The sequence below is a fragment of the Sedimentibacter sp. MB35-C1 genome (assembly GCF_030913635.1).
GTDB lineage: Bacteria > Bacillota > Clostridia > Tissierellales > Sedimentibacteraceae > Sedimentibacter.
Genome location: NZ_CP133188.1, coordinates 1648164 through 1669808 on the forward strand (window position 1 = coordinate 1648164; position 21645 = coordinate 1669808).

Here is a 21645-nt window from a genome sequence, read left to right on the forward strand (position 1 = left end):
GTAGGTGGAGAAAATTATGAATTAGTATGATTTTCTCCTTTTGCATTTTAGATAATTATAGTAGTGCAAACATTTGCACTTTGTGATAAAATATAAAATACATAATACTGAGCTGAATAATATGATATTTTGAGGTGATGTTATGTTAGCTGGAATGAAGGAAAGATGGATGGGATACATGAATAATGAAATAAATTCAAAAGATATAAGAGCAGATATATTTGAATCATGGGAAAGATGCAGGAAAATGAAAGTAAATCATCTTGCCGGATATGGAAAAAAAGCAGGCGAATCTCAGCTTAAGGAAAGCGTATTGAAAAGGCAGGAGCTTATTAAGCTTTCCAGGCCCATAATGGAAAATGTGTTTGAAATGGTCAAAAACACTAGCTACAGTGTTGTACTTACAGATGAAAATGGAATAATTATTGATTTAATCATTAACAAGGACATTATGGATTTTCACAGCAGCTTGAATTTTGTCAAAGGTTCCTTGTGGGATGAAAAAAGTGTCGGTACCAATGCAATAGGAACTTGCCTGGCTATAAATAAGCCTATTCAGGTAATCGGTGCAGAGCATTATTGCGAATATCATCATAAATGGACATGCTCGGCGGCTCCTATACATAATAGCAAGGGAGAAATAATAGGCTCATTTGACATATCAGGACGTGCGGAGGATGTGCAGACACATACGTTCGGTATAGCCGCATCAAGTGCAGAATGCATAGAAAAACAGCTTGTAATTTCAGAATCATACAACCTCATGGATACAACTTTCGATTCCATACTTGATGGAGTTATGGTGATTGACAGTAATATGAAAATAGTAAAAATAAATAATAAAATACCTGAGCTTTTTCATATGGATGAAAAGGATATTTTTAACATTAATGTAAATAAAATGCTCAATGGTGTAGAGATTGAAAAAGATATTTTTGAAAGTAAGAATAAGCTGAGCTTTTCTGATTTAACTATTTCAATAGATAATAAAAAGATAGAATGTTCACTGAGTATTTCGCCTTTGACAGAAGGAAAAGTAGTTACAGGTGCGGTTATCCTTATGAGAGAAGCTAAGCAGGTTATAAAGGAAGTAAGTAAACTGGCAGGATTTAAAGCTAACTTTACTTTCGACAATATTATAACTGTAAATGATAGAATGAATGAAATAATTAATAGTGCAAAGAAAATTTCCAAGACAAATTGTTCTGTTTTAATAGAGGGAGAAAGCGGCGTCGGGAAGGAATTATATGCTCAATCTATACACAACGAGAGTTACAGGAGAAAAGGCCCGTTTGTAGCAATAAACTGTTCAGCAATTCCGAAAGAATTATTTGAAAGCGAGTTGTTCGGCTACGAAAGCGGTTCATTTACCGGAGCTATGAAAGGCGGAAGACCTGGAAAATTTGAGCTGGCAAGAGGAGGTACGATTTTTCTGGATGAAATCGGTGAAATACCGCAGGAGGTTCAGCCAAAACTTCTGAGAGTGCTGGATAACAATAAAATAGTAAGAATAGGCGGAACCTATGAAAGAGAGCTTGATGTAAGGGTTATTTCAGCTACCAACAGAAATTTATTTGAAGAAGTAGCAAAGGGTTCCTTCAGGCAGGATTTATACTTTAGATTAAACGTTATAAATTTAAGAGTACCTCCTTTAAGAAAAAGGAAAGAAGATATTTTAGAATTGGCTAGATATTTTCTGAAAAGTCTTAATTATGAGAATAGAGATGTTAATAACAAAAAAACATTCAGTAAAGGATTTGAAAATAAGCTGGTAGAGTATGAATGGACCGGAAATGTAAGAGAGTTGAAAAATATAATTCAAAGGGCTTATTACATGGCTGAAGGGGAAATAATAAAAAATGTTTCACTTCCTTTAAATAAAGCTGCCAAATCTGTCAGAGAGACAGCGAATTTGAATCTCAAGGACATCGAAAGGGACAGTATAGTGCAGGCATTGTCATTTAATAACAGAAATGTTCTGAAGGCGGCAAAGGACTTAAATATCAGCAAGGCTACAATATACAGAAAAATAAAAGCGTATTCTATTGATTTAGATGATATTGAAAGATTGGCACAGTAAATATTTTTAAGTCTCAAAATGAAACTCATTTTGAGACTTCTTTTTATTTATACAGGCTATTTTGCTTGTAAGTATCAATTTGAGAAAAAAGTCTCAAATTGATACTTATTTTGCTTTAAAACTAAATTTATAAAATTCTTTAATTTTGCCATAAGGTTTAAATTTCAACAATATTTAATTAAATTGAATTATGGCATGTTAATTGCTTTATATGTATTCATAATGGGAGGTGATAGCGACGAGCAGGTTTATAATTGAATTTGGTATGGGAATGGATTTTCACGGACAGGATGTAACAAAAGCTGCTGTCAAGGCGGCAAGCGATGCCATATCTAAAAGCTGTCTGGTCGGACTGAGAGAGGTTTGCGGATTTTCTCACGATGACATTAATAAAAAAGTACTTATTGATGTTACGGTTGGAGTAACAAGACCGGAGGAAGTAAAAACTGGAGAGGTTTCAAAGTGCTTTCCTGTGGGAAGAGTGACAGTAAAGGCGGTAAAAGGAGGCTTAAAAACAGAAGGACTTTATTTTGAAGAGTTCGGAGACAAAGATGATTCTATTGAAGTCGCTGTAGCAAGTGTAAAGGTTGAAATCAAAAATTGATGGGAGGTAGTATTTTGAAAATTACGAATGAGCAAGTAAAAAACATGTATGAAACAATGTTAAAAATCCGTAAGTTTGAAACAAGAGCAAAGGATTTATTTGCTGAAGGAAAGGTAGGCGGATTTGTTCATCTGTACATAGGTGAAGAAGCGGTGGCAACAGGAGCCTGTGCCAATCTGAAGGATGATGATTATATAACCAGCACTCATAGAGGGCATGGTCATATAATTGCCAAAGGCGGAGATTTAAAACATATGATGGCAGAGTTGTATCAAAAGGAGACCGGTTATTGCAAGGGCAAAGGTGGTTCGATGCATATAGCTGATGCAACTAAGGGCATACTGGGAGCTAATGGTATTGTTGGTGCCGGTCACAATATTGCAGCTGGAGCAGGACTTGCAATTCAATACAAAAAAACTGACCAGGTTTGCGTGTGCTTCTTTGGGGATGCGTCGACAAATCAAAGTACGTTTCATGAGGCTTTAAATTTAGCCAGTGTTTGGAAGCTTCCGGTAATATTCGTCTGCGAAAATAACGGCTACGGTATTTCGGTTAGTCAGGCAAGGCATCAGGCCATAACCGATGTTTCGGTGAGAGCGTCGGCTTACAACATGCCTGGAGTAACAGTTGATGGTAATGATGTGTTTGCGGTTCATGAAGCTGTAGGTGAAGCTGTATCAAGAGCCAGAAAGGGACAAGGGCCTACTCTCATTGAATGCAAAACATATAGATGGCGAGGACATTTCGAAGGAGACCCTACAGTTTACAGGCCTGAAGGTGAATTAGATATGTGGATTAAGAAGGATCCGATTCCAAAGATAGAAAAATACATGGTAGAGAACAGTATTATGACGAAAGAAGAAATTGACCAAAAAAATGAAGATGTAGACAAAATGATTAATGAAGCAGAAAAATTTGCGGATGAAAGCAGTATGCCGTCACTAAAATCGGCGCTAGAGGATGTTTATACTGATATAGTTGAGGAGGGCAGAATAAGATGAGAAAAATGACTTATGCTGAGGGTATAAGAGAAGGTATGGGCGTTAGGATGAGAGAAAATCCTGATGTATTCCTTTTTGGAGAAGATGTTGGAAAGTTCGGAGGATGCTTTGGAGTTTCAGCAGGAATGTTTGACGAGTTCGGAGAAATGAGAGTCAGAGACACACCTATATCAGAAGGTGCGATAATAGGCGCGGCTGTAGGATCAGCTGCATGCGGCCTGAGGCCTATAGCAGAATTAATGTTTGTAGATTTTGTTACTGTGGGAATGGATCAATTAGTAAATCAGGCAGCTAAAATGAGATATATGTTCGGAGGGAAAATTACGCTTCCAATGGTGGTGAGACTTCCAGGTGGCGGCGGTGCAAGCGCAGCGGCTCAGCATTCACAGTCTCTTGAAGCATGGCTTGCTCATGTGCCTGGATTAAAAGTTGTATATCCGTCAAACGCTCAGGATGCATACGGATTGATGCTAACTGCAATAGACGACGATAATCCCGTAATATTTTTAGAAAATAAAATACTGTACTCCGTAAAAAGCGATGTAGAGGACGAAGTAAAGCCTATACCTTTTGGCAAGGCTGCTGTTAAAAAGGAAGGAAAAGATGTAACGATTATAAGTTACGGAAGACAGGTGCTGGATTCTTTGAAGGCAGCAGACACACTGGCAAAAGAGGGGATTGATGCCGAAGTGATTGACATAAGGAGTTTATTCCCGCTGGACAAGGAATCAATTTTTAAATCCCTTGAAAAAACGCATAAAGTTTTAATTGTGAGCGAGGAAGCTAAACGGGGAGCATTCACCGGAGAAATTGCATCCTTAATTGCTGAAGAATGCTTTTATGAATTAGATGCTCCAATAAAAAGAATAGGATCTTTGAACACACCGGTACCATTTGCTACAAATTTGGAAAGTTATGTCCTGCCTAATGATCAAGATATTGTTTTGGCAGTTAAATCTTTACTTTAGCAAAATTGTGTGACTTTAATCTTTTAAAGTCACACTCTGCATTGTAACAGTATTAAACGGTGTACTATTCCGTTAATTATAGTAAAGGAGGCAACAGGCGTGATTTCAATAGGAATAATAGCAAATCCCGCTTCGGGAAAGGATATAAGAAGGCTTGTCTCTCATGCTACAGTAATTGACAACAATGAAAAAATAAATATAGTGGAAAGAGTTGTATTGGGTGCTCAGGCACTTGGTGTGGAAAGAATCTATATGATGCCGGACTCTTACAATATGGGATACAGAGTCGAGGATAAGCTGAATACATGCAGCGAATTAGAATGTGAAATAAATGTAATAAATATGATGCGCTATGACGGAATAGAAGATACTCTGAAAGCAGCAGAGTACATGGAAAATGCAAAGGTGGGGTGTATTGTTACTTTAGGCGGAGACGGCACAAATCGCGCAGTTGCAAAGGTAATAAAAAATACGCCTGTTATAACAATATCTACAGGAACCAATAATGCTTATCCGGTCATGATGGAGGGGACTGTTGCAGGAATGGCTGCTGCTGCAGTCGCTTCCGGCCGTTTCAATAAAAGCTTATTTGTAAGAAAGGATAAGCGGATAGAAATTTATAAGGATAATGCTTTGAAAGACATTGCTCTTATTGATGCAGTTATATCTAAAGATATATTCGTAGGATCAAAGGCAATATGGAATATGGATAATATTGAAAAAATATTTGTATCCAGATGCCATCCTGCATCTATAGGTTTTTCTTCCATAGCAGGATGTAAAAAAATAATTTTTCCTGATGATGATTTTGGTGCCTGCATTGATATTAATGTAGATAACAGCAAGGTTGCTGCTGCAGTAGCTGCCGGAGTTGTAGTTCCTATTTCAATTTCAGAGCCGACCATACTAGATATAGACGAAGAGTATGAATATACAACGTGCTGCAGAGGTACTATAGCGCTGGACGGGGAAAGAGAAATACAGTTTTCAGAAAATCAAAAGTATGTGTTTAAGATTACCAGAAACGGTCCATATCATGTAAATGTAAAAAAAGCTTTAGAAACGGCACAGTTGAATGGTTTTTTCAGCATATAGCATATACAATGCAGTTCATTTTAAGTTTAAATCAGGAGGAAAATATGGCAAATTTTATAGTAATGCCCAAAATGGGACTGACCATGACGGAAGGTGTCATTTTAAACTGGAGAAAGCAAGAGGGGGATACGATTAAAAAGGGGGACATCATTTTTGATGTTGAAACAGATAAATTAACAAATGAATATGATTCTAAAGCGGAAGGTGTATTAAGGAAAATACTGGTTGAGGAAGGCACGGTTCCGGTTTTGGCGCCTGTTGCAATAATAGGTAACGAGAATGAGGATATAACAGATTTACTTAATCAGGCGAGTGGAACTGCTGAGCCTTCACTTGAAACGGAACAGTCAGCAGAAGTGCAGCCTGAGATTTCTACAGGTTCAATTGATTCTAATAAAGGGGGAAGAGTCAAAGCATCTCCGAGAGCAAAAAAAATTGCCAGGGAATTAGGTGTGGACATTTCATTTGTAAAATCTACCGGTCCTGATGGTTCAGTTACAGAAAATGATGTTAAAAATTATGCGGATAAACTAAAGAACGAATCGAAAAAAGCATCTCCCACAGCTGCTGTTGTGGCATCACAGCTTGGTGTCGATACAAATGAAATAGAAAAAGATACAAGAATAATGAAAGATGACGTTATAAAATACAAGCTCAGCAAGGAATTGACCAAGTATGCAGCTCCTCAGGAGTTCAGAAAACCAATGAGCAGCATGAGAAAGGTTATTGCCAAAAGAATGCTGGAAAGCAAGCAGGTATCACCGACAGTTACATATAATCTAAAGGTTGATACTACTGCTATGAAAAAGCTGAGAGAAGATATTAAGGATGAAATGAAGATTTCATATAATGATATACTTGTGAAAGTGCTGTCTAAAGTACTGCTTGAGTTCCCTGTTTTAAACAGCTCTGTGGACGGAAATGAAGTAGTTACGAGGAATTATGTTAATATGGGTGTAGCTGTGGCTTTGCCTGAAGGCTTGCTTGTACCTGTAGTAAAATATGCCAATGTAAAAGGACTTAAAGAGATTTCGGAAGAGGTTAAGGCCCTTGCATCTAAAGCCAAAAGCAATGAGTTGACATCTGATGATCTTACGGGAGGAACATTCACTATCAGCAATATTGGCATGTATGGAATGGAATCATTCACACCTATAGTCAACCAGCCGGAGGTTGCAATACTGGGAGTTAATGCTATTAACGAAGAAGTAAAGGTGGTTAATGGTGAAATAACAATAAAACCCATGATGAATTTAAGTCTGACAGCAGATCACAGAGTTGTTGACGGAGCGGAAGCGGCCAGGTTTATGGCCAAACTAAAGGAATACATAGAGAAGCCGGGACTTCTTTTATTATAGGAGGTGTGACAGTGAAGATAGCGATATTAGGAGGGGGTCCGGCAGGTTATGTAGCTGCTGTAAGAGCTGCCCAGCTTGGGGCAGAGGTAGTGCTTATAGAAAAGAAAAAGGTAGGAGGAACCTGTTTAAACAGAGGGTGCATTCCTACTAAGGTTTTGCTTCATACGGCAGTTGAAATAGAAAAAGCTAACAATGATTTTAAGGAAATGGGAATTGAAATTGCGGGAGCCAAAGTGAACTGGAAACAGTTGCAAAAAAGAAAAGATAAAATAATAAGCAGGTTAGTAGGTGGAGTAGAAGGCCTATTAAAGAGCAATAAAATTATAAAAATAGCTGGTGAAGGAAGGTTTAAGAGCACAAGAGAAATTATTGTGAAAAATGGATCGGAGGAAACAATTGTCGATTTTGATTATGCAGTGATTGCAACAGGCTCAAAGCCTGCGCGTATTCCGTTGCCGGGAATAAATTTGCCAGGAGTAATAACAAGTGATGAGGTGCTTTCCTTAAATGCTGTTCCAAAAAGCATGGCTATAATAGGCGGAGGAGTTATCGGCACAGAAATAGCCGGTGTTTATTCAGCGTTGGGCTGCAAGGTATCAATAATTGAGATGCTTCCTGACATAGTAGAAGCGATGGATAAGGATATTGTAAAACCTCTAAAGGAAAAACTTATAAGCAGCGGGGTGGATATTTTCCTAAATACAAGGGTAGCATCTATTACAGAATCACAGGATGGCCTTGTGCTGAATGCAGAATCGGCTAATGGCAGCATATCTATTACTGCTGAAAAAGTGCTTTTATCAATAGGAAGAATACCGGTTACAGATAATCTTTCTTTAGACAGTGTAGGAATTAAAACAGACAGAGGAAGAATATCGGTAAATAAAAACATGCAGACAAGCATAGAAAATATATATGCCGTAGGAGATTGTATAGGAGGAGTAATGCTTGCTCATGTGGCATCAGCTGAAGGAATAATGGCTGTTGAAGCTATAATGAACAAAAAACCTCAAATTGATTTTAAAACAACTCCTTATTGTGTCTATACAAGACCAGAACTGGCCGGAGTCGGACTGACCGAAGAACAGGCGATTAAAAAGGGATATGATGTAAGAGTAGGTGCTGTTCCCATGTATATAAATGGCAAATCGATGATAGAGGGAGAAACAGAAGGAATTGCAAAATATATTTCCGATGCAGATACAGGTGAAATTTTAGGACTTCATATTGCAGGACCGAGAGCAACTGATTTAATTGTTGAAGGAGCACTTGCTATAAGGCTTGAAGCTACAGTGGATGAAATTACTTCGACAATACATGCTCATCCAACTGTGGGAGAAATTCTTCACGAAGCAGCTCATGCAGTACATGGAAATGCTATCCACATTCCGAAGAGATAAAGTAATTATGAGAAGGAAAAAGAGGAAACCAGACATTTATGATTTTCTCTTTTTTATTTAGAAAAGCTACTAAATAGTATGACATTTATAATATGTATGGTATAATATAAATATAGATCATGTGAATACTCTAGAAATAAAATATCTTATTAAGGAGAGTGTCATGCAATATTCAATTGAAGACGCGGTTCAGGATTTGAATGAAGAATTGCGGTATTTAAAGCTTTTATCAAAGCAATTTCCAACTATTGCTTCTTGCTGTACGGAAATAATCAATTTGCAGGCAATATTAAATCTTCCTAAAGGAACCGAACATTTTTTATCAGACATACATGGTGAGTATGAATCGTTTAACCATGTGTTAAAGAACGGATCAGGCAATATAAAACGAAAAATTACCGAGGTTTTTGGTGAAATAATGAGTGAAAAGGATATAAAAAGTCTGGCTACACTTATATATTACCCTGAACAGAAGCTTGAAATTATACGTAAGCAGGAAGAAAACATAGAGGAATGGTATAAACTTACTATTTACAGGCTTATAGTTGTAAGCAGAAAGGCTGCCTTCAAGTACACAAGAATGAAGGTAAGGAAGGCTTTACCAAAGGAGTTTGCATATATAATCGAGGAACTCATGCACAAGGGCCCCGAAGAATATGACAAGGAAGAATACTACTGTGAAATAATAAACTCCATAATAAAAGTTGGAAGAGCCGATGAATTTATTGTTGCTATGTCTAAGCTGATTCAAAGGCTGGTCATTGACAGACTACATATTGTAGGCGATATTTTTGACAGAGGTCCGGGTGCAGAAAAGGTTATGGATACACTGCTGAACTATCATGCTGTGGATATTCAGTGGGGAAATCATGATGCGCTGTGGATGGGCGCTGCAGCAGGTCATGAGGCATGTATAGCGACAGTTCTGAGAATATGTACCAGGTATGCTAATCTTGATACTGTAGAAGATGGATACGGAATTAATCTGCTTCCGCTTGCTACATTTGCACTTGAGTTTTACGGAGACGATGACTGCGTACAATTTAAACCTAAAGTGGAAGGAAATACTGATTTTAAGGATAATCAGCTTAAACTTATAGCAAAAATGCATAAAGCTATTTCAATTATACAGTTTAAGCTTGAAGGCGAAGTAATAAGAAGACGTCCGCATTTTGGCATGGAAGACAGGCTGCTGCTTAATAAAATAAATTTCGAGGACGGAACGATTGATTTGTGTGGCAGCACGTATAAATTAAATGATACTAATTTCCCAACGGTAGATCCAAAAAATCCGTATCTCATTACAAAAGAAGAAAGAGAAATAATTGATAAATTAAAATCATCATTTTTAAATAGTGAAAAACTTCAAAAACATATAAGGTTTCTGCTGGCTAATGGAAGCATGTACCTGAAGGTTAATTCAAATCTTCTATATCATGGATGCATTCCTGTGAATGAAGACGGAACATTTAAAAAGGTAAGAATAGGATCATCGGGAAAAGAATACAGCGGCAAAGCTTTTTTTGACAGACTTGAAATCTTAGTCAGAGAGGGATATTTTCATAAGAACAATCTTGAAGGAAAACTTTACGGAATGGATATGACATGGTATCTTTGGACCGGTCCTGACTCACCGCTGTTCGGTAAGGATAAGATGACTACATTTGAAAGATATTTTATTGATGATGTTAAAACTCATAAGGAAAAGAAAAATGCATACTTTAAGCTTGAAGACAGTGAAGAAATGTGCAGCTTGATATTTAAAGAGTTCGAATTGAATTCAGATTCTTCCCATATTATTAACGGTCATGTGCCTGTTAAATTTAAAAACGGAGAAAGTCCGTTAAAGGCTAATGGAAAGCTGCTGGTTATTGATGGAGGTTTTTCAAAAGCATATCAGGGAACAACGGGTATTGCAGGATATACGCTTATATATAATTCATACGGTTTGATTCTTGTATCTCACGATCCATTTGAATCTACTCAAAAAGCAATTGAAGAGGAAAAGGACATACATTCCACAACGATAGTTTTGCAAAAAGAGGTTGAAAGAAAAAGAGTGGGTGATACAGACAACGGTGAAGAGCTTAAGGAGCAAATAAAGGATCTGCAGATGCTTTTAGATGCTTACAGGATAGGGATGATAAAAGAGCAGAGCTAGAAATTCTGTATTGATAAATAAATTGTATAAATAGAACCATAGTATCATAAAGACATTTAATCATACATACCTTGTAAAAAGAAATATAAAGGTATGGTGATTAAATGTCTTCTTTTTATATAAGTGCCATTCACAATTTTTTGACTGCATTTGGTGTGGTTGTAGGAGCAAGTTTATTTTCAGGATTGGGAGCTGTCCTTTCAAACCAGCCGCCGTACAAAATTATGGTTGAGACGGCAAACTCCATAAAAATATGGGCAATAGCAGCGTCCTTGGGAGGAACATTTGCATCATTTACGGTAATTGAAAAAGGGATATTTGACGGCGAAATACGCACGTTAATTAAGCAGCTGCTTTACATATTGATTTCTCTGACAGGCGCTAATGTGGGGTATGAATTTATCAGGCTGCTTCAAAGGTGTGGTATAATATGGGGAAGATAAAGCAGAAGGGGTATCCTTTTATAATATGCTTCATGACAGGCCTGCTGTGGGGAGTAATACTGGGAGCAATATCCATAAGCCTGCTTGTAAGCTATAGGATGGATTCGTTTTATGAGAAAATTGCGTATCTTGAAAATACAATAGCTGATAAAGATGAAAAGCTTGCAAAGCTGGAGAAGTCTATAAATAATAAAGAGACTGTTCTGAAAGACGTTGAGATTGTATTGGAGTTTACTGACTTCAACGAAGAGCAGATCCACCAAATTAATAGTATGGAAATTGAAAAATCCATCAAGGAAAAATACAGATCTTTGCTGGGAAAGGAAATTAAAGGACTGGATGCGGAGATACTTTTTCAGGTTATAAATAAAAGGATATTAAGGCTTGGTGGGACAGAGTATCAATTGACTGTGAACAAGTTAGTTCTGACTGATATATTAAAATTATGGGTTCAGGTGTCTAAAATAGAAGTAGAATCCTAATTCAATATAGTTATTTGTATATAAGCAAAAAAATATTTTTTTATATTTTTAATTTGCTTATGAAAATGCAGTTAAAAAATTAATTCATTGGAAAAATAATATATGTATCAAACTAAAGTTTAAGGTAAAAATAAGACTACAGAAATAAAAGTGCTAATAAATTTTTAAGCAACACCACATAGAACATTGTATATAAGAAAGACACATATCACACTTTTATTTTAACCGTTATTCAGGAGACTTATATGACAGACAACAAAATGAAAAGCACAAGAAATAACAAAAAGCATGATGGTAAATTCCGCTCTAAGCATATTACGCATAATCCTCAAGCGGAAAGTGCCAGAGCAGTATTTGGATTAAAAGATGATAATTATCAGGATAGAGTTGATCATCAAAATGAAAGGTAGCTGCAGAAAGGCTGTTGCGAAGAGTAACAGCCTTTTTTTATTGTGAAATTTATGGCAAAACTTAGTGATGAACGGCATGATATCATTGACTTGTAATGAATGAAGATATATAATTTAAGAATAGAATAGTCTATTTTAAGCCAAAGGCTTTCTAAGTACGGAATTAATAAAAACAGGGCAGGTGTGAATTATGGAATTTTATAAAATTTTACAGGATCTTGACAGCAGCAAGGACAACGTGGTTTTTACATATTTGACAGGCAAAAATAAGGGAGCAAAGCTGATTTTATCAGATGGTGAAAAAATATATTCTGAATCAAATGATAGCGTAGATTGGAAAAAAGCGGCTGAGTCCATGCCTGTAAATAAAAAAAGTCAGACTGTTTTAGTGGATGGTGAAAAAATATACATTGAATTTTTAAGAAAGAGCTACAGTGCAGTAGTGTGTGGGGCTGGTCATGTTTCAATTGCGATAATTAAAATGTGCAATCTCATGGATTTACCAGTTACAGTAATTGATGACAGAATGATTTTTACAAACAATGCAAAGGCGGCTGGAGCTGACAATGTTATGTATGAGCCATTTGAGGATGCATTGGACAAGATTGAAGGTGACAGCGGAACGTTTTTCATAATCGTTACCAGAGGACACAGATATGATCAAATGTGTCTGGAAAAAATTATTAACAAAGAAAACGCATATATAGGAATGATTGGCAGCAGACTTCGCGTAGGCAAGGTGCTTGATTATTTGGAAGAAAAAGGAGTTCCCAGAGAAAAGCTTGACATGGTTCATACTCCTATTGGATTGAAAATAGGTGCAGAAACACCTGCTGAGATTGCTGTTTCTATAATGGCTGAGATAATAGAAATAAAAAATAAGAAGTCAGGAATGAGCTCATTTGATAAAGAGCTGGTAGATGCAATATCCGGTGAAAAGTTAAAAAACATCCCAAAAGCCGTAGTAACAATTGTTTCAAGAAAGGGTTCTTCGCCGAGAGACGTAGGGACTAAAATGATTGTGTGCAAGGACGGCACAATGATCGGTACTATCGGAGGAGGCTGCGTTGAGGCTGAGCTAAGACAAAAGGCGTTTAACGCTCTAGACGCTCAAAGATGCGAGTTGGTCAAGGTGGATATGACAGGTCAGGAAGCCGAGGATGACGGAATGGTCTGCGGTGGCATAATCGAGGTGTTTATAGACCCTATTATGTAATAACAATTGTAATGCAAGCTGTTTAAAAATTTAATCGGCTTGCATTTTTATTTTATACTTCCAAAGCTCAATTTTTTACTTTTGTTGATGAAATTAGTAGATATGTGGCGAATCGTAATTTCTAGTGACAGCATAATAATTATATTTATTGAAAATTTTATTGATTTAATATATAATTCCTTGTAAAAGAGGAAATTAAGAGGAGAAAAATATGTCAACGGAAGAGTTTTGTTACAGCTCATCAGACGGAAAAACTAAAATACATGCGGTTAAATGGGTGCCCGAAGGTGAAATTAAGGCTGTAATGCAGATTTCCCACGGAATGCTTGAACATATAGAAAGATATGACGAATTTGCCGGATATATGGCGGAACATGGGGTACTTGTAGCAGGCAACGATCATCTGGGGCATGGAAAGTCTGTCTTAAGCGAAAATAACAGAGGTTATTTCGGAGAGGGCGGAAGCAGATTTCTTATTGAGGATATGCATAAACTGATGAATATTTTGAAAAATGACTATCCTGATTTACCATTTTTCATATTGGGTCACAGCATGGGGTCATTTCTCACCAGACAGTTTATAAATTTGTACGGGAACAAAATTGATGGAGCAGTAATTTCAGGAACAGGTCAGCCTCCGTATTGGGTTATAAAGTCTGGGATTTTTATTACTAAATTTATAGCTTCATTTAAAAGTTGGAGATATAGAAGCAGATTTGTAAACTATTTGTCGGTTGGCAGTAACAATAAGAAATTTAAACCTAGCAGGACAAAATTTGATTGGCTCACAAGAGATGATGATAAGGTTGACGAATATGTTTCAGACCCGAGAATAAGTTTTATATTTACCCTGAACGCATTTTACAATATGTTTGAAGTTATGATTTCTATGAATGAAAAAGAAAGAATTGAAGCCATTCCCAACAATCTTCCGTTGATATTTATATCCGGAGATAATGATCCTGTGGGCAAATTCGGCAACGATGTGAGAAGGGTGTCAGGATTATATAGACAGTTTGGTAAGAAAAATATTTCGGTAAAAATATATAGTGGAGACAGGCATGAAGTCCTGAACGAATTGGACAGAGAGCAGGTTTACGAAGATGTTTTGATGTGGATGGATGAACTTTTTGCAGAGAATGAGTCTATGCACTGATTAGCTATACATCTAAATGTGTATTGACAGCCGGAGCGCAGCAGGAGTTTAGAAAGCAGTAGATATATATGCCAAGATGGTTCATTTCATGGTAATACTCTATATTTTTAATATATTGTTGATTAATTGTGTCAGTAAGTATAATATTATATATAATAATAATTGGGGTGATATTATGCTTAATGAAATTGATCTTGAATATTTAGAATACAACTTACCATTTTGGAACAATCTTGACAAATCGGAAAAAGCTCTGATAAAAAACAATACTACAAAAGTATTTTATGATAAAGATGAAATTTTGCATAGCGCAGAAAACGAATGTCTTGGCCTGCTCCTTATTCAAAAGGGAGGCCTGCGCGTCTATATAATGTCTGAGGATGGAAGAGAAGTTACGTTATACAGGCTTTCAGAAGGAGATACCTGTGTTTTGTCGGCGTCATGCATATTAAATAATATAACATTTGACGTTATGATAAACTCAGAGACAAAAACTGAAGTTCTGCAGCTGAATGTAGGAACATTCAGTCAGCTTAACAATCAAAACATATATGTTGAGAATTTTGCTTACAAGAATACAGTAGAAAGATTTTCGGACGTAATGTGGGCTATTGAGCAAATTTTATTTATGAGCTTTGACAAAAGGCTTGCTACATTTCTTATAGACGAAATTGCTAAAAATAGAACAACAGATATAAGCCTTACACACGAGCAGATAGCAAAGTATCTTGGCAGTGCTAGAGAAGTTGTTTCAAGGATGCTCAAAACTTTTGAGTCCCAGGGAATACTTAAGTTGTCCAGAGGATTGATACGTGTTACGGATAAAGAAAAACTCAAAGAAATGGTAATATAAGCAGAATAGTAATTATTTCAATATGATTATTTATATCTAAAACAAAGCCGTAAGATAGAAATAGCTCTTACGGCTTTGTTATATTATAATATTTGATTGTGTTTCTTTAAACTTTCTATTCTATCGAATCCTTCCGTATCCTCTACCTTGGCCAAATCCATTTCCATAATTGCAGCCCATACGACCGCCACCGATGCCATAACCATCACAGTATTCCGTTCTTTCGAGAATACCTGAATATATTTCATCAGCTTCTTCCTGTGTTAGATAACCATTGGCAACTCTTTCGTCAAGTAAACTTTTTTTACCTTCCAGCATTTCTGTATTGAATTCTTCCCACACTCCCTCATCAGATGCCAGCTGACCGAATGTCTTGCCAGATTCGTATCTTAGATCTATTGCTTCATCTACGGTTTTTTCTGTTAACCCCGCAAAAATTTCAGCCGGTGAACCAGTTGTGAATGCAAATGCAGTTACGGAAGTTATAGCCAAAGTGAATGCTGCTACTCCTGCAAGTATAATTTTTTTAGATTTTTTCATTTTTTGTACCTCCATTTATTTTGTTTTGTTCTATGTAATTAAGATAACCTATAATTATGGCGAAATTTTGTCAAAAGTATTTATTTTTTATGAAAATTAATTTTAAAAAGACATAAATTAGTCACACATTTATTTTAATATGGTATAATTATCAAAACAAAATGAGGTGATTGTATGCCAACAATTCTGATTGCAGATGACAACAGACAGATAACTTCAATTTTAAAGGAGTATGCTCTAAGCGAAGGATTTGAAGTCAAAATAGCTTATGACGGAAATTCAGCTGTGGAAGCATTTGATAAATATGCTCCGGATATTGTATTACTTGATGTAATGATGCCTCAAAAGGACGGATTTGAGGTCTGCCGTGAAATACGCAAAAAGTCAAATGTACCTGTTATTATGATAACTGCCAGAGGAGAGGATTTTGAAAAAATTATGGGACTTGATATAGGAGCGGATGATTATATAGTTAAACCGTTTTCTCCTGGTGAAGTCATGGCAAGAGTAAGGGCAATTATGCGCAGGATATTTTCTGATGATAAGGTGAACAAACAACTGATAACATATTCAAACCTGGTAATTGATATGGACGATTACAATGTAACGATTAATGATGAGAAAGTATCATTAACAAAAAAAGAAATAGAAATACTTTGGACGCTTGCTTCAAGTAAAAATAAGGTTTTTACCAGAGAAAACCTGCTTAACAGCTTATGGGGATATGATTATTACGGAGATAACAGAACTGTTGATTCCCATATAAAAAGGCTGCGTTCAAAGCTTGATGAATTTGAACACGATGGTTGGGAAATAAAAACCATATGGGGTGTGGGATATAAATTTGAGGTGAGATAATGAAAAATAAAATTGCGTTTAAGCTGACTATATATTTTTCTGCAGCCCTTATTGTGTTTGCTGTCATAATAGGAATAATTTTTATCAGTCTATTTAAAAATAATACAGTAGATTTGCATAAAACGGAAATGGAAAACAGGGCACTGACAATTGCGGATACAATATCTGAACTGACTGAAGGCTCGGGGTTAGATTTCGGGGGTATGCATGGGAAAATGGGCATGAATGGTATGATGACCATGAGAGGCGGAATAGGAACATATCTGAAAAATATAGATGATATTGCAATGGCTGATGCATGGATTGTAGATGAAGATTTGAACTTGCTCACAACTGGAACTATGGCACATATGAATTACAGTTATGCTGACCTGCCTGAAGATGCGGATTCAGTAGTAAGAGAAGTGTTTAATGGAGTTACAACGTTCAGCGAGGGATTCAGTGATCTTTTAGATTCGCCTACTATTACTGTGGGAACACCTATTAAGTCAGGGAATGAAATTATTGGAGCTTTACTTTTACATTCGCCTGTAAAGGGGATTGATGAAGGTGTTAAGGAAGGATATAAAGTATTAGTGCTGAGTATTCTTGTCTCCCTTGTTTTATCCATTATTCTGTCAACGGTACTTGCGGTTACATTTGCAAAGCCTTTAAAAAATATGAAGGATACAGCATTTAAGCTTGCTCAAGGACAGTATTCCGCAAGGACGGAAGTAAATCAGAACGACGAAATTGGAGAGCTTGCAAACACTTTGGACTGGTTAAGCCATAAACTTTATCTAGCAAGTCTTGAGAGCGAAAATCTTCAAAAGCAGAGGCAGGAATTCATATCCAACATCTCACATGAACTTAGGACGCCAGTAACAGTTATCAGGGGATCTCTTGAAGCTTTGTGCGATGGTATAATTAAGGATCCGGAAAAAATATCGGAGTATTACATGCAGATGCTCAGTGAAAGCAAAGGGTTGGAAAGGCTGGTTAATGATCTGCTTGAGTTGTCAAGGCTTCAGAATACAGACTTTAAAATAGAAACAGAAGATGTTAATATATTTGATATTTTAGAAGATGTTGTACGAAGTGCTTCAAAAATTGCACAGCGCAAAAACATTAAAATAGAGTACGTGCATGATACGAATTTGTTTATTATTAACGGTGACTACGGGCGTCTTCGACAGATGTTCATGGTTGTAGTAGATAATGCAATTAAATTTTCTAAGGAAAATGAAACGGTCAGCATTAATATGGAAAAACAAAAAGTAATTATAAAAGATACAGGTATCGGTATTTCAAAAGAAAATCTTCCTCATATATTTGATCGTTATTTTAAAGATGAATCAGACAACAACAAGACAGGAACAGGACTGGGGCTGACAATTGCAAAGCAAATAGCATTAAGGCATGGCATTAGCTTAACAGCAGCCAGCGAACAAAATAAAGGAACGAGCTTTATATTTGACTTATCAGATGTGAAGTAAAAAGTGAAGGTGTATATGCTTACTAGAACAAACATAAAAAATGGTGATGAACTTTCAATACTTGGCTTTGGCTGCCTTCGGTTGCCATCGAATGAAACTGAAGCAATCAGCCTGATTCGAAGTGCAATTGAGCAAGGTATAAATTATTTTGATACTGCTTACGTATATCAGGCAGGGAAAAATGAAGTGCTATTAGGTAAGGCTCTGACTGACGGATACAGAGAAAGGGTGAAAATTGCGACTAAACTTCCTCCTTACATGGTAAATAGTTTGAACAGAGCAGTAAAAATATTTGAAACACAGCTTGACAGTCTGAGAACTGAATGCATAGATTACTATCTGCTTCACATGTTAACTGACAAGGCAATGTTTGACAAGATGGTATCACTGGGTGTGATGGAATGGCTTGAGGAAGAAAAGAAAAAAGGAACTATTAAAAACCTGGGCTTTTCTTTCCATGGGAGCAAAATAGATTTTGAAATGATTGTAAAGTCATATGACTGGGATTTTTGCCAGATACAGTACAATTATATGGATGAGTATAACCAGGCCGAGAGATCAGGGTTGGAGCTTGCTTATTCACTGAATATACCTGTAATAATAATGGAACCTCTGAGAGGCGGAAAGCTTGTTACAAATCTTCCGGAAGAAGTTATTTCAGCGTTTAATGACTTTGATGAAAAAAGATCTCCTGCAGAATGGGCACTTAGATGGGTGTGGAATCACAAAGAGGTTACAGTCGTGCTGTCAGGTATGAATGCTGAAAGCCAGCTTGCGGAAAATATAGATACGGCCCAATCAGCACATGCTGGTTCATTATCTTTTGAGGAGCTTAGGGTGTATGATGAGGTTAAAAAAATAATGGCTGAAAAAACTAAAATTCCATGCACAGCCTGCGGCTACTGTATGCCTTGTCCTCACGGGGTAAATATACCAGGGTGTTTTTCTGCATACAATGATAAATATTTGCTATCAGGTAAAAGATTTAGATGGAAATACGTACAGACGCTTGGTGGATTTTCTTCAAAGTCGGCATTTGCATCACAATGTGTTGAATGCGGAAAATGTGAAGTTCATTGTCCTCAAAAAATAGAAATAAGAAAAGAATTGAAAAATGTCTCTAAGGAAATGGAGGGAATATTGTTCAGACCAATCATAAAAATAGCAAGAAAAATGCTAAGAATTAAATAAAGCCACAAGCAGCATATGCTACTTGTGGTTTTTAAATACATTGTAGATTAATTTGTGAACATCTGTGTCCAATATGGTGTTCCGTTTGAATCAGTAACATATCCAACGCCTATTTTTCCAAAGTTGGTTGAAAGTATGTTTGCTCTATGACCTTCGGAATTCATCCATGCGTTAACTACCTGTTCAGGTGTATTTTGGCCTGATGCTATATTTTCACCCCATGCTGACCAGTTAATTCCAAAGTTTCTTAACATGTCACCGGCACTTCCGTATGTGGGAGACTGGTGAGCAAAATAGTTGTTATCGGCCATGTCCTTTGATTTAGCTCTTGCTACATTAGAAATAGATGAATCCAATACCAAAGGGTTAAGTCCGTTTTTTTCTCTCTCAACATTTACTAATTGTACAACTCTCTGCTCATAGCTCGAATTTGAAGATTTAGTAGATGAATTTGCAGTTTGTTTAGTTTCTGCCTGTGAATTTTCAGCAGGTTGCTTTTGTGCGCTAGATTCCGCTTGATTATAATCTGTATTCGTATAATTAATATTATTATTAAACAAGTCATAGAAATTGAAGTTAAAAGCGTTCATATCAGCTGCGAAAGCAGTATTTGATGATAGTGCTAAAATTGTTGCTAAAGTTAATGCTAAAATTTTATTTCTCATTATATTCTCCTTTTGTTTTATATAATTACCCCTAACCTTAACGAACGTAATCTATTTTGATATTATCCTTTCGTTGTGAATAAATTATAGCATGTACAATTATGAAATGTAACCCTCAAATACTTGAACAGTTGGAAAATATGACAAATATATTACACAATTATCAACTGAAAATAAATATTACAAGTTTATTACAAAATTCTAAGTGTTTGACCTAGAGGCACAATGTTTGTATTTCAGCATTTATTATAATTTTGAAATGCAAAATACAATATAAAATAACTTTTATATAAAATAATATTTTAACAAATGATATATACATCAGCATATACAACAAAACCAAGCAAATAATATTCGAACAAATGTTTGACAAGCAAATCATATTGTAGTATTATTGAGTAAATTACTTTACTGATTAATAGGTGCGTGGTGAAATATGAATGAAAGCTTGTTTAATAAACTAAGAATATTGTCAGATGCCGCAAAATATGATGTTTCATGTGTTTCAAGCGGGGTTGAAAGAAAGAATAAAACAGTAGGGGGAATAGGGAATGCTTCGTCTGCCGGTATATGCCATGCTTGGTCGTCAGACGGCAGATGTATTTCTCTGCTTAAGATTTTACTTACAAATGATTGCATCTATGACTGCAGCTACTGTCTTAACAGAGTGACGAATAATACTGAAAGAGCAACTTTCACACCCGAAGAGGTTGCCGAGCTGACAATTCAGTTTTACAGGAGAAACTATATAGAAGGATTATTTTTAAGTTCTGCTGTGGAGAAAAGTCCCGACCATACAATGGAAAACATATATAAAGTTTTGGAACTACTGAGATATAAATATAATTTTTGGGGTTATGTGCATGTTAAGGTTATTCCGGGAGCAGATCCAATGCTTGTTCAAAAAGCAGGAATGCTGGCAGATAGAATGAGTGTTAATATAGAGCTTCCCACAGAAAAAAGTTTAAGAGCGCTTGCTCCTCAGAAAAAAATTGAAAATATTATTAAACCTATGTCAGTAATAAATAATGAAATAACCCGCACAATTGAAGATGAAAAATTTTTTCGCAGCACACCTAGATTTGTGCCGGGAGGGCAGTCCACACAAATGATTATTGGGGCAACTCCGGATAGCGACAAAACCATCCTTGGATTGTCACAGAATTTATATGATAGATTTAATATGAAGAGAGTTTTCTTTTCTGCATACATTCCTGTGATTTCATCGCCCAATCTGCCGGCTATAAGCACAATGCCACCTCTTTTGAGAGAACACAGGCTTTATCAGGCAGATTGGCTCATGCGCTTTTATTATTTTAATTGTGAGGAATTATTTACGGAAACCGACCAAAATCTCGATTTGGATTTCGATCCTAAAATGATGTATGCACTTAGAAATTTGAACAGGTTTCCCTTAGAAATTAATAAGGCTCCTTACGAAGAACTTCTGAGAATTCCCGGACTTGGAGTAAAGAGTGCCCAAAAAATTGTTAGAGAAAGGAAAAATGCGCAACTGTCCTATGATTCGCTAAAAAAAATGCGCACAGTTTTAAAAAGAGCAAAATATTTTATAACTGTTAAAGGAAAATACTATGGGAATGTTAAATTTGATCCTGAGATTATAAAAACGGAACTGAGAAGAATGGAAGTTCAACAACAGCTTTCAATTTACGATTTAATATAGGTGTA

General features: G+C 36.2%; 20 protein-coding genes. 18 read left to right on the forward strand and 2 right to left on the reverse strand.

Annotated elements, in window-relative coordinates; all coding sequences use genetic code 11:
• Nucleotides 1-142: 142 nt before the first annotated feature.
• From RBQ61_RS07780 to RBQ61_RS07845, 14 genes are all read left to right on the forward strand, one after another.
• Nucleotides 143-2080 (forward strand): sigma-54-dependent Fis family transcriptional regulator, encoded by a 1938-nt coding sequence (locus tag RBQ61_RS07780; RefSeq protein ID WP_308139919.1) that lies wholly within the window; start codon nucleotides 143-145, stop codon nucleotides 2078-2080.
• A gap of 229 nt (nucleotides 2081-2309) precedes the next feature.
• The gene (locus RBQ61_RS07785; protein WP_308139920.1) at nucleotides 2310-2684 is read left to right on the forward strand and encodes a Lin0512 family protein; all 375 of its coding nucleotides are present in this window, start codon (nucleotides 2310-2312) and stop codon (nucleotides 2682-2684) included.
• Nucleotides 2684-3685 (forward strand): thiamine pyrophosphate-dependent dehydrogenase E1 component subunit alpha, encoded by a 1002-nt coding sequence (locus RBQ61_RS07790; RefSeq protein WP_308139921.1) that lies wholly within the window; start codon nucleotides 2684-2686, stop codon nucleotides 3683-3685. Before RBQ61_RS07785 ends, RBQ61_RS07790 begins: the two co-directional genes overlap by 1 nt.
• Nucleotides 3682-4653, forward strand: a complete 972-nt coding sequence (locus RBQ61_RS07795; RefSeq protein ID WP_308139922.1) for an alpha-ketoacid dehydrogenase subunit beta — start codon at nucleotides 3682-3684, stop codon at nucleotides 4651-4653. The genes RBQ61_RS07790 and RBQ61_RS07795 overlap by 4 nt, the downstream gene beginning before the upstream one ends.
• Before the next feature lie 99 nt (nucleotides 4654-4752).
• A complete protein-coding gene (locus RBQ61_RS07800; protein WP_308139923.1) occupies nucleotides 4753-5748 on the forward strand; it encodes an ATP-NAD kinase family protein in 996 nt (331 codons plus the stop codon).
• 44 nt (nucleotides 5749-5792) lie between these two features.
• Nucleotides 5793-7106: a dihydrolipoamide acetyltransferase family protein gene (locus RBQ61_RS07805; protein ID WP_308139924.1), complete on the forward strand. Its 1314-nt coding sequence runs from the start codon at nucleotides 5793-5795 to the stop codon at nucleotides 7104-7106.
• Between the two features lie 11 nt (nucleotides 7107-7117).
• Nucleotides 7118-8506: a dihydrolipoyl dehydrogenase gene (lpdA, locus tag RBQ61_RS07810; RefSeq protein ID WP_308139925.1), complete on the forward strand. Its 1389-nt coding sequence runs from the start codon at nucleotides 7118-7120 to the stop codon at nucleotides 8504-8506.
• A 163-nt stretch (nucleotides 8507-8669) separates the two neighbouring features.
• Nucleotides 8670-10667 carry a fructose-1,6-bisphosphatase gene (locus tag RBQ61_RS07815; RefSeq protein ID WP_308139926.1) on the forward strand — a complete coding sequence of 666 codons (1998 nt, stop codon included), beginning with the start codon at nucleotides 8670-8672 and terminating at the stop codon, nucleotides 10665-10667.
• A 104-nt stretch (nucleotides 10668-10771) separates the two neighbouring features.
• Nucleotides 10772-11110 carry a YtrH family sporulation protein gene (locus RBQ61_RS07820; protein ID WP_213927048.1) on the forward strand — a complete coding sequence of 113 codons (339 nt, stop codon included), beginning with the start codon at nucleotides 10772-10774 and terminating at the stop codon, nucleotides 11108-11110.
• Nucleotides 11098-11592: a hypothetical protein gene (locus RBQ61_RS07825; protein ID WP_308139927.1), complete on the forward strand. Its 495-nt coding sequence runs from the start codon at nucleotides 11098-11100 to the stop codon at nucleotides 11590-11592. The genes RBQ61_RS07820 and RBQ61_RS07825 overlap by 13 nt, the downstream gene beginning before the upstream one ends.
• 245 nt (nucleotides 11593-11837) lie before the next feature.
• Nucleotides 11838-12002: a CPC_1213 family protein gene (locus RBQ61_RS07830; RefSeq protein WP_308139928.1), complete on the forward strand. Its 165-nt coding sequence runs from the start codon at nucleotides 11838-11840 to the stop codon at nucleotides 12000-12002.
• 190 nt (nucleotides 12003-12192) lie between these two features.
• Nucleotides 12193-13218 (forward strand): XdhC/CoxI family protein, encoded by a 1026-nt coding sequence (locus RBQ61_RS07835; protein ID WP_308139929.1) that lies wholly within the window; start codon nucleotides 12193-12195, stop codon nucleotides 13216-13218.
• 211 nt (nucleotides 13219-13429) lie between these two features.
• Nucleotides 13430-14374 carry an alpha/beta fold hydrolase gene (locus tag RBQ61_RS07840; protein WP_308139930.1) on the forward strand — a complete coding sequence of 315 codons (945 nt, stop codon included), beginning with the start codon at nucleotides 13430-13432 and terminating at the stop codon, nucleotides 14372-14374.
• Between the two features lie 175 nt (nucleotides 14375-14549).
• Entirely contained in the window at nucleotides 14550-15227 is a 678-nt protein-coding gene (locus tag RBQ61_RS07845) for a Crp/Fnr family transcriptional regulator (protein ID WP_308139931.1), read from the forward strand.
• Between the two features lie 120 nt (nucleotides 15228-15347).
• On the opposite strand, the gene RBQ61_RS07850 is transcribed toward RBQ61_RS07845, so the two are convergent.
• On the reverse strand, nucleotides 15348-15767 hold the full coding sequence (locus RBQ61_RS07850) for a hypothetical protein (protein ID WP_308139932.1): 420 nt from the start codon (nucleotides 15765-15767) through the stop codon (nucleotides 15348-15350).
• A 174-nt stretch (nucleotides 15768-15941) separates the two neighbouring features.
• Between RBQ61_RS07850 and RBQ61_RS07855 the strand changes: the two genes are divergently transcribed.
• From RBQ61_RS07855 to RBQ61_RS07865, 3 genes are read left to right on the forward strand one after another with little or no spacing between them, the layout of a single operon-like run.
• Nucleotides 15942-16625, forward strand: coding sequence for a response regulator transcription factor (locus tag RBQ61_RS07855; protein ID WP_308139933.1), 684 nt, complete (start codon nucleotides 15942-15944; stop codon nucleotides 16623-16625).
• On the forward strand, nucleotides 16625-18100 hold the full coding sequence (locus tag RBQ61_RS07860) for an ATP-binding protein (protein ID WP_308139934.1): 1476 nt from the start codon (nucleotides 16625-16627) through the stop codon (nucleotides 18098-18100). The genes RBQ61_RS07855 and RBQ61_RS07860 overlap by 1 nt, the downstream gene beginning before the upstream one ends.
• Before the next feature lie 15 nt (nucleotides 18101-18115).
• A complete protein-coding gene (locus tag RBQ61_RS07865; protein WP_308139935.1) occupies nucleotides 18116-19291 on the forward strand; it encodes an aldo/keto reductase in 1176 nt (391 codons plus the stop codon).
• A gap of 47 nt (nucleotides 19292-19338) precedes the next feature.
• Here the strand turns inward: RBQ61_RS07865 and RBQ61_RS07870 are convergent, their stop codons facing one another.
• Nucleotides 19339-19956 (reverse strand): CAP domain-containing protein, encoded by a 618-nt coding sequence (locus RBQ61_RS07870; protein WP_308139936.1) that lies wholly within the window; start codon nucleotides 19954-19956, stop codon nucleotides 19339-19341.
• 436 nt (nucleotides 19957-20392) lie between these two features.
• On the opposite strand from RBQ61_RS07870, the gene RBQ61_RS07875 reads away from it, so the two are divergent.
• Nucleotides 20393-21640, forward strand: coding sequence for a putative DNA modification/repair radical SAM protein (locus RBQ61_RS07875; RefSeq protein ID WP_308139937.1), 1248 nt, complete (start codon nucleotides 20393-20395; stop codon nucleotides 21638-21640).
• The last annotated feature ends 5 nt before the right edge of the window (nucleotides 21641-21645 follow it).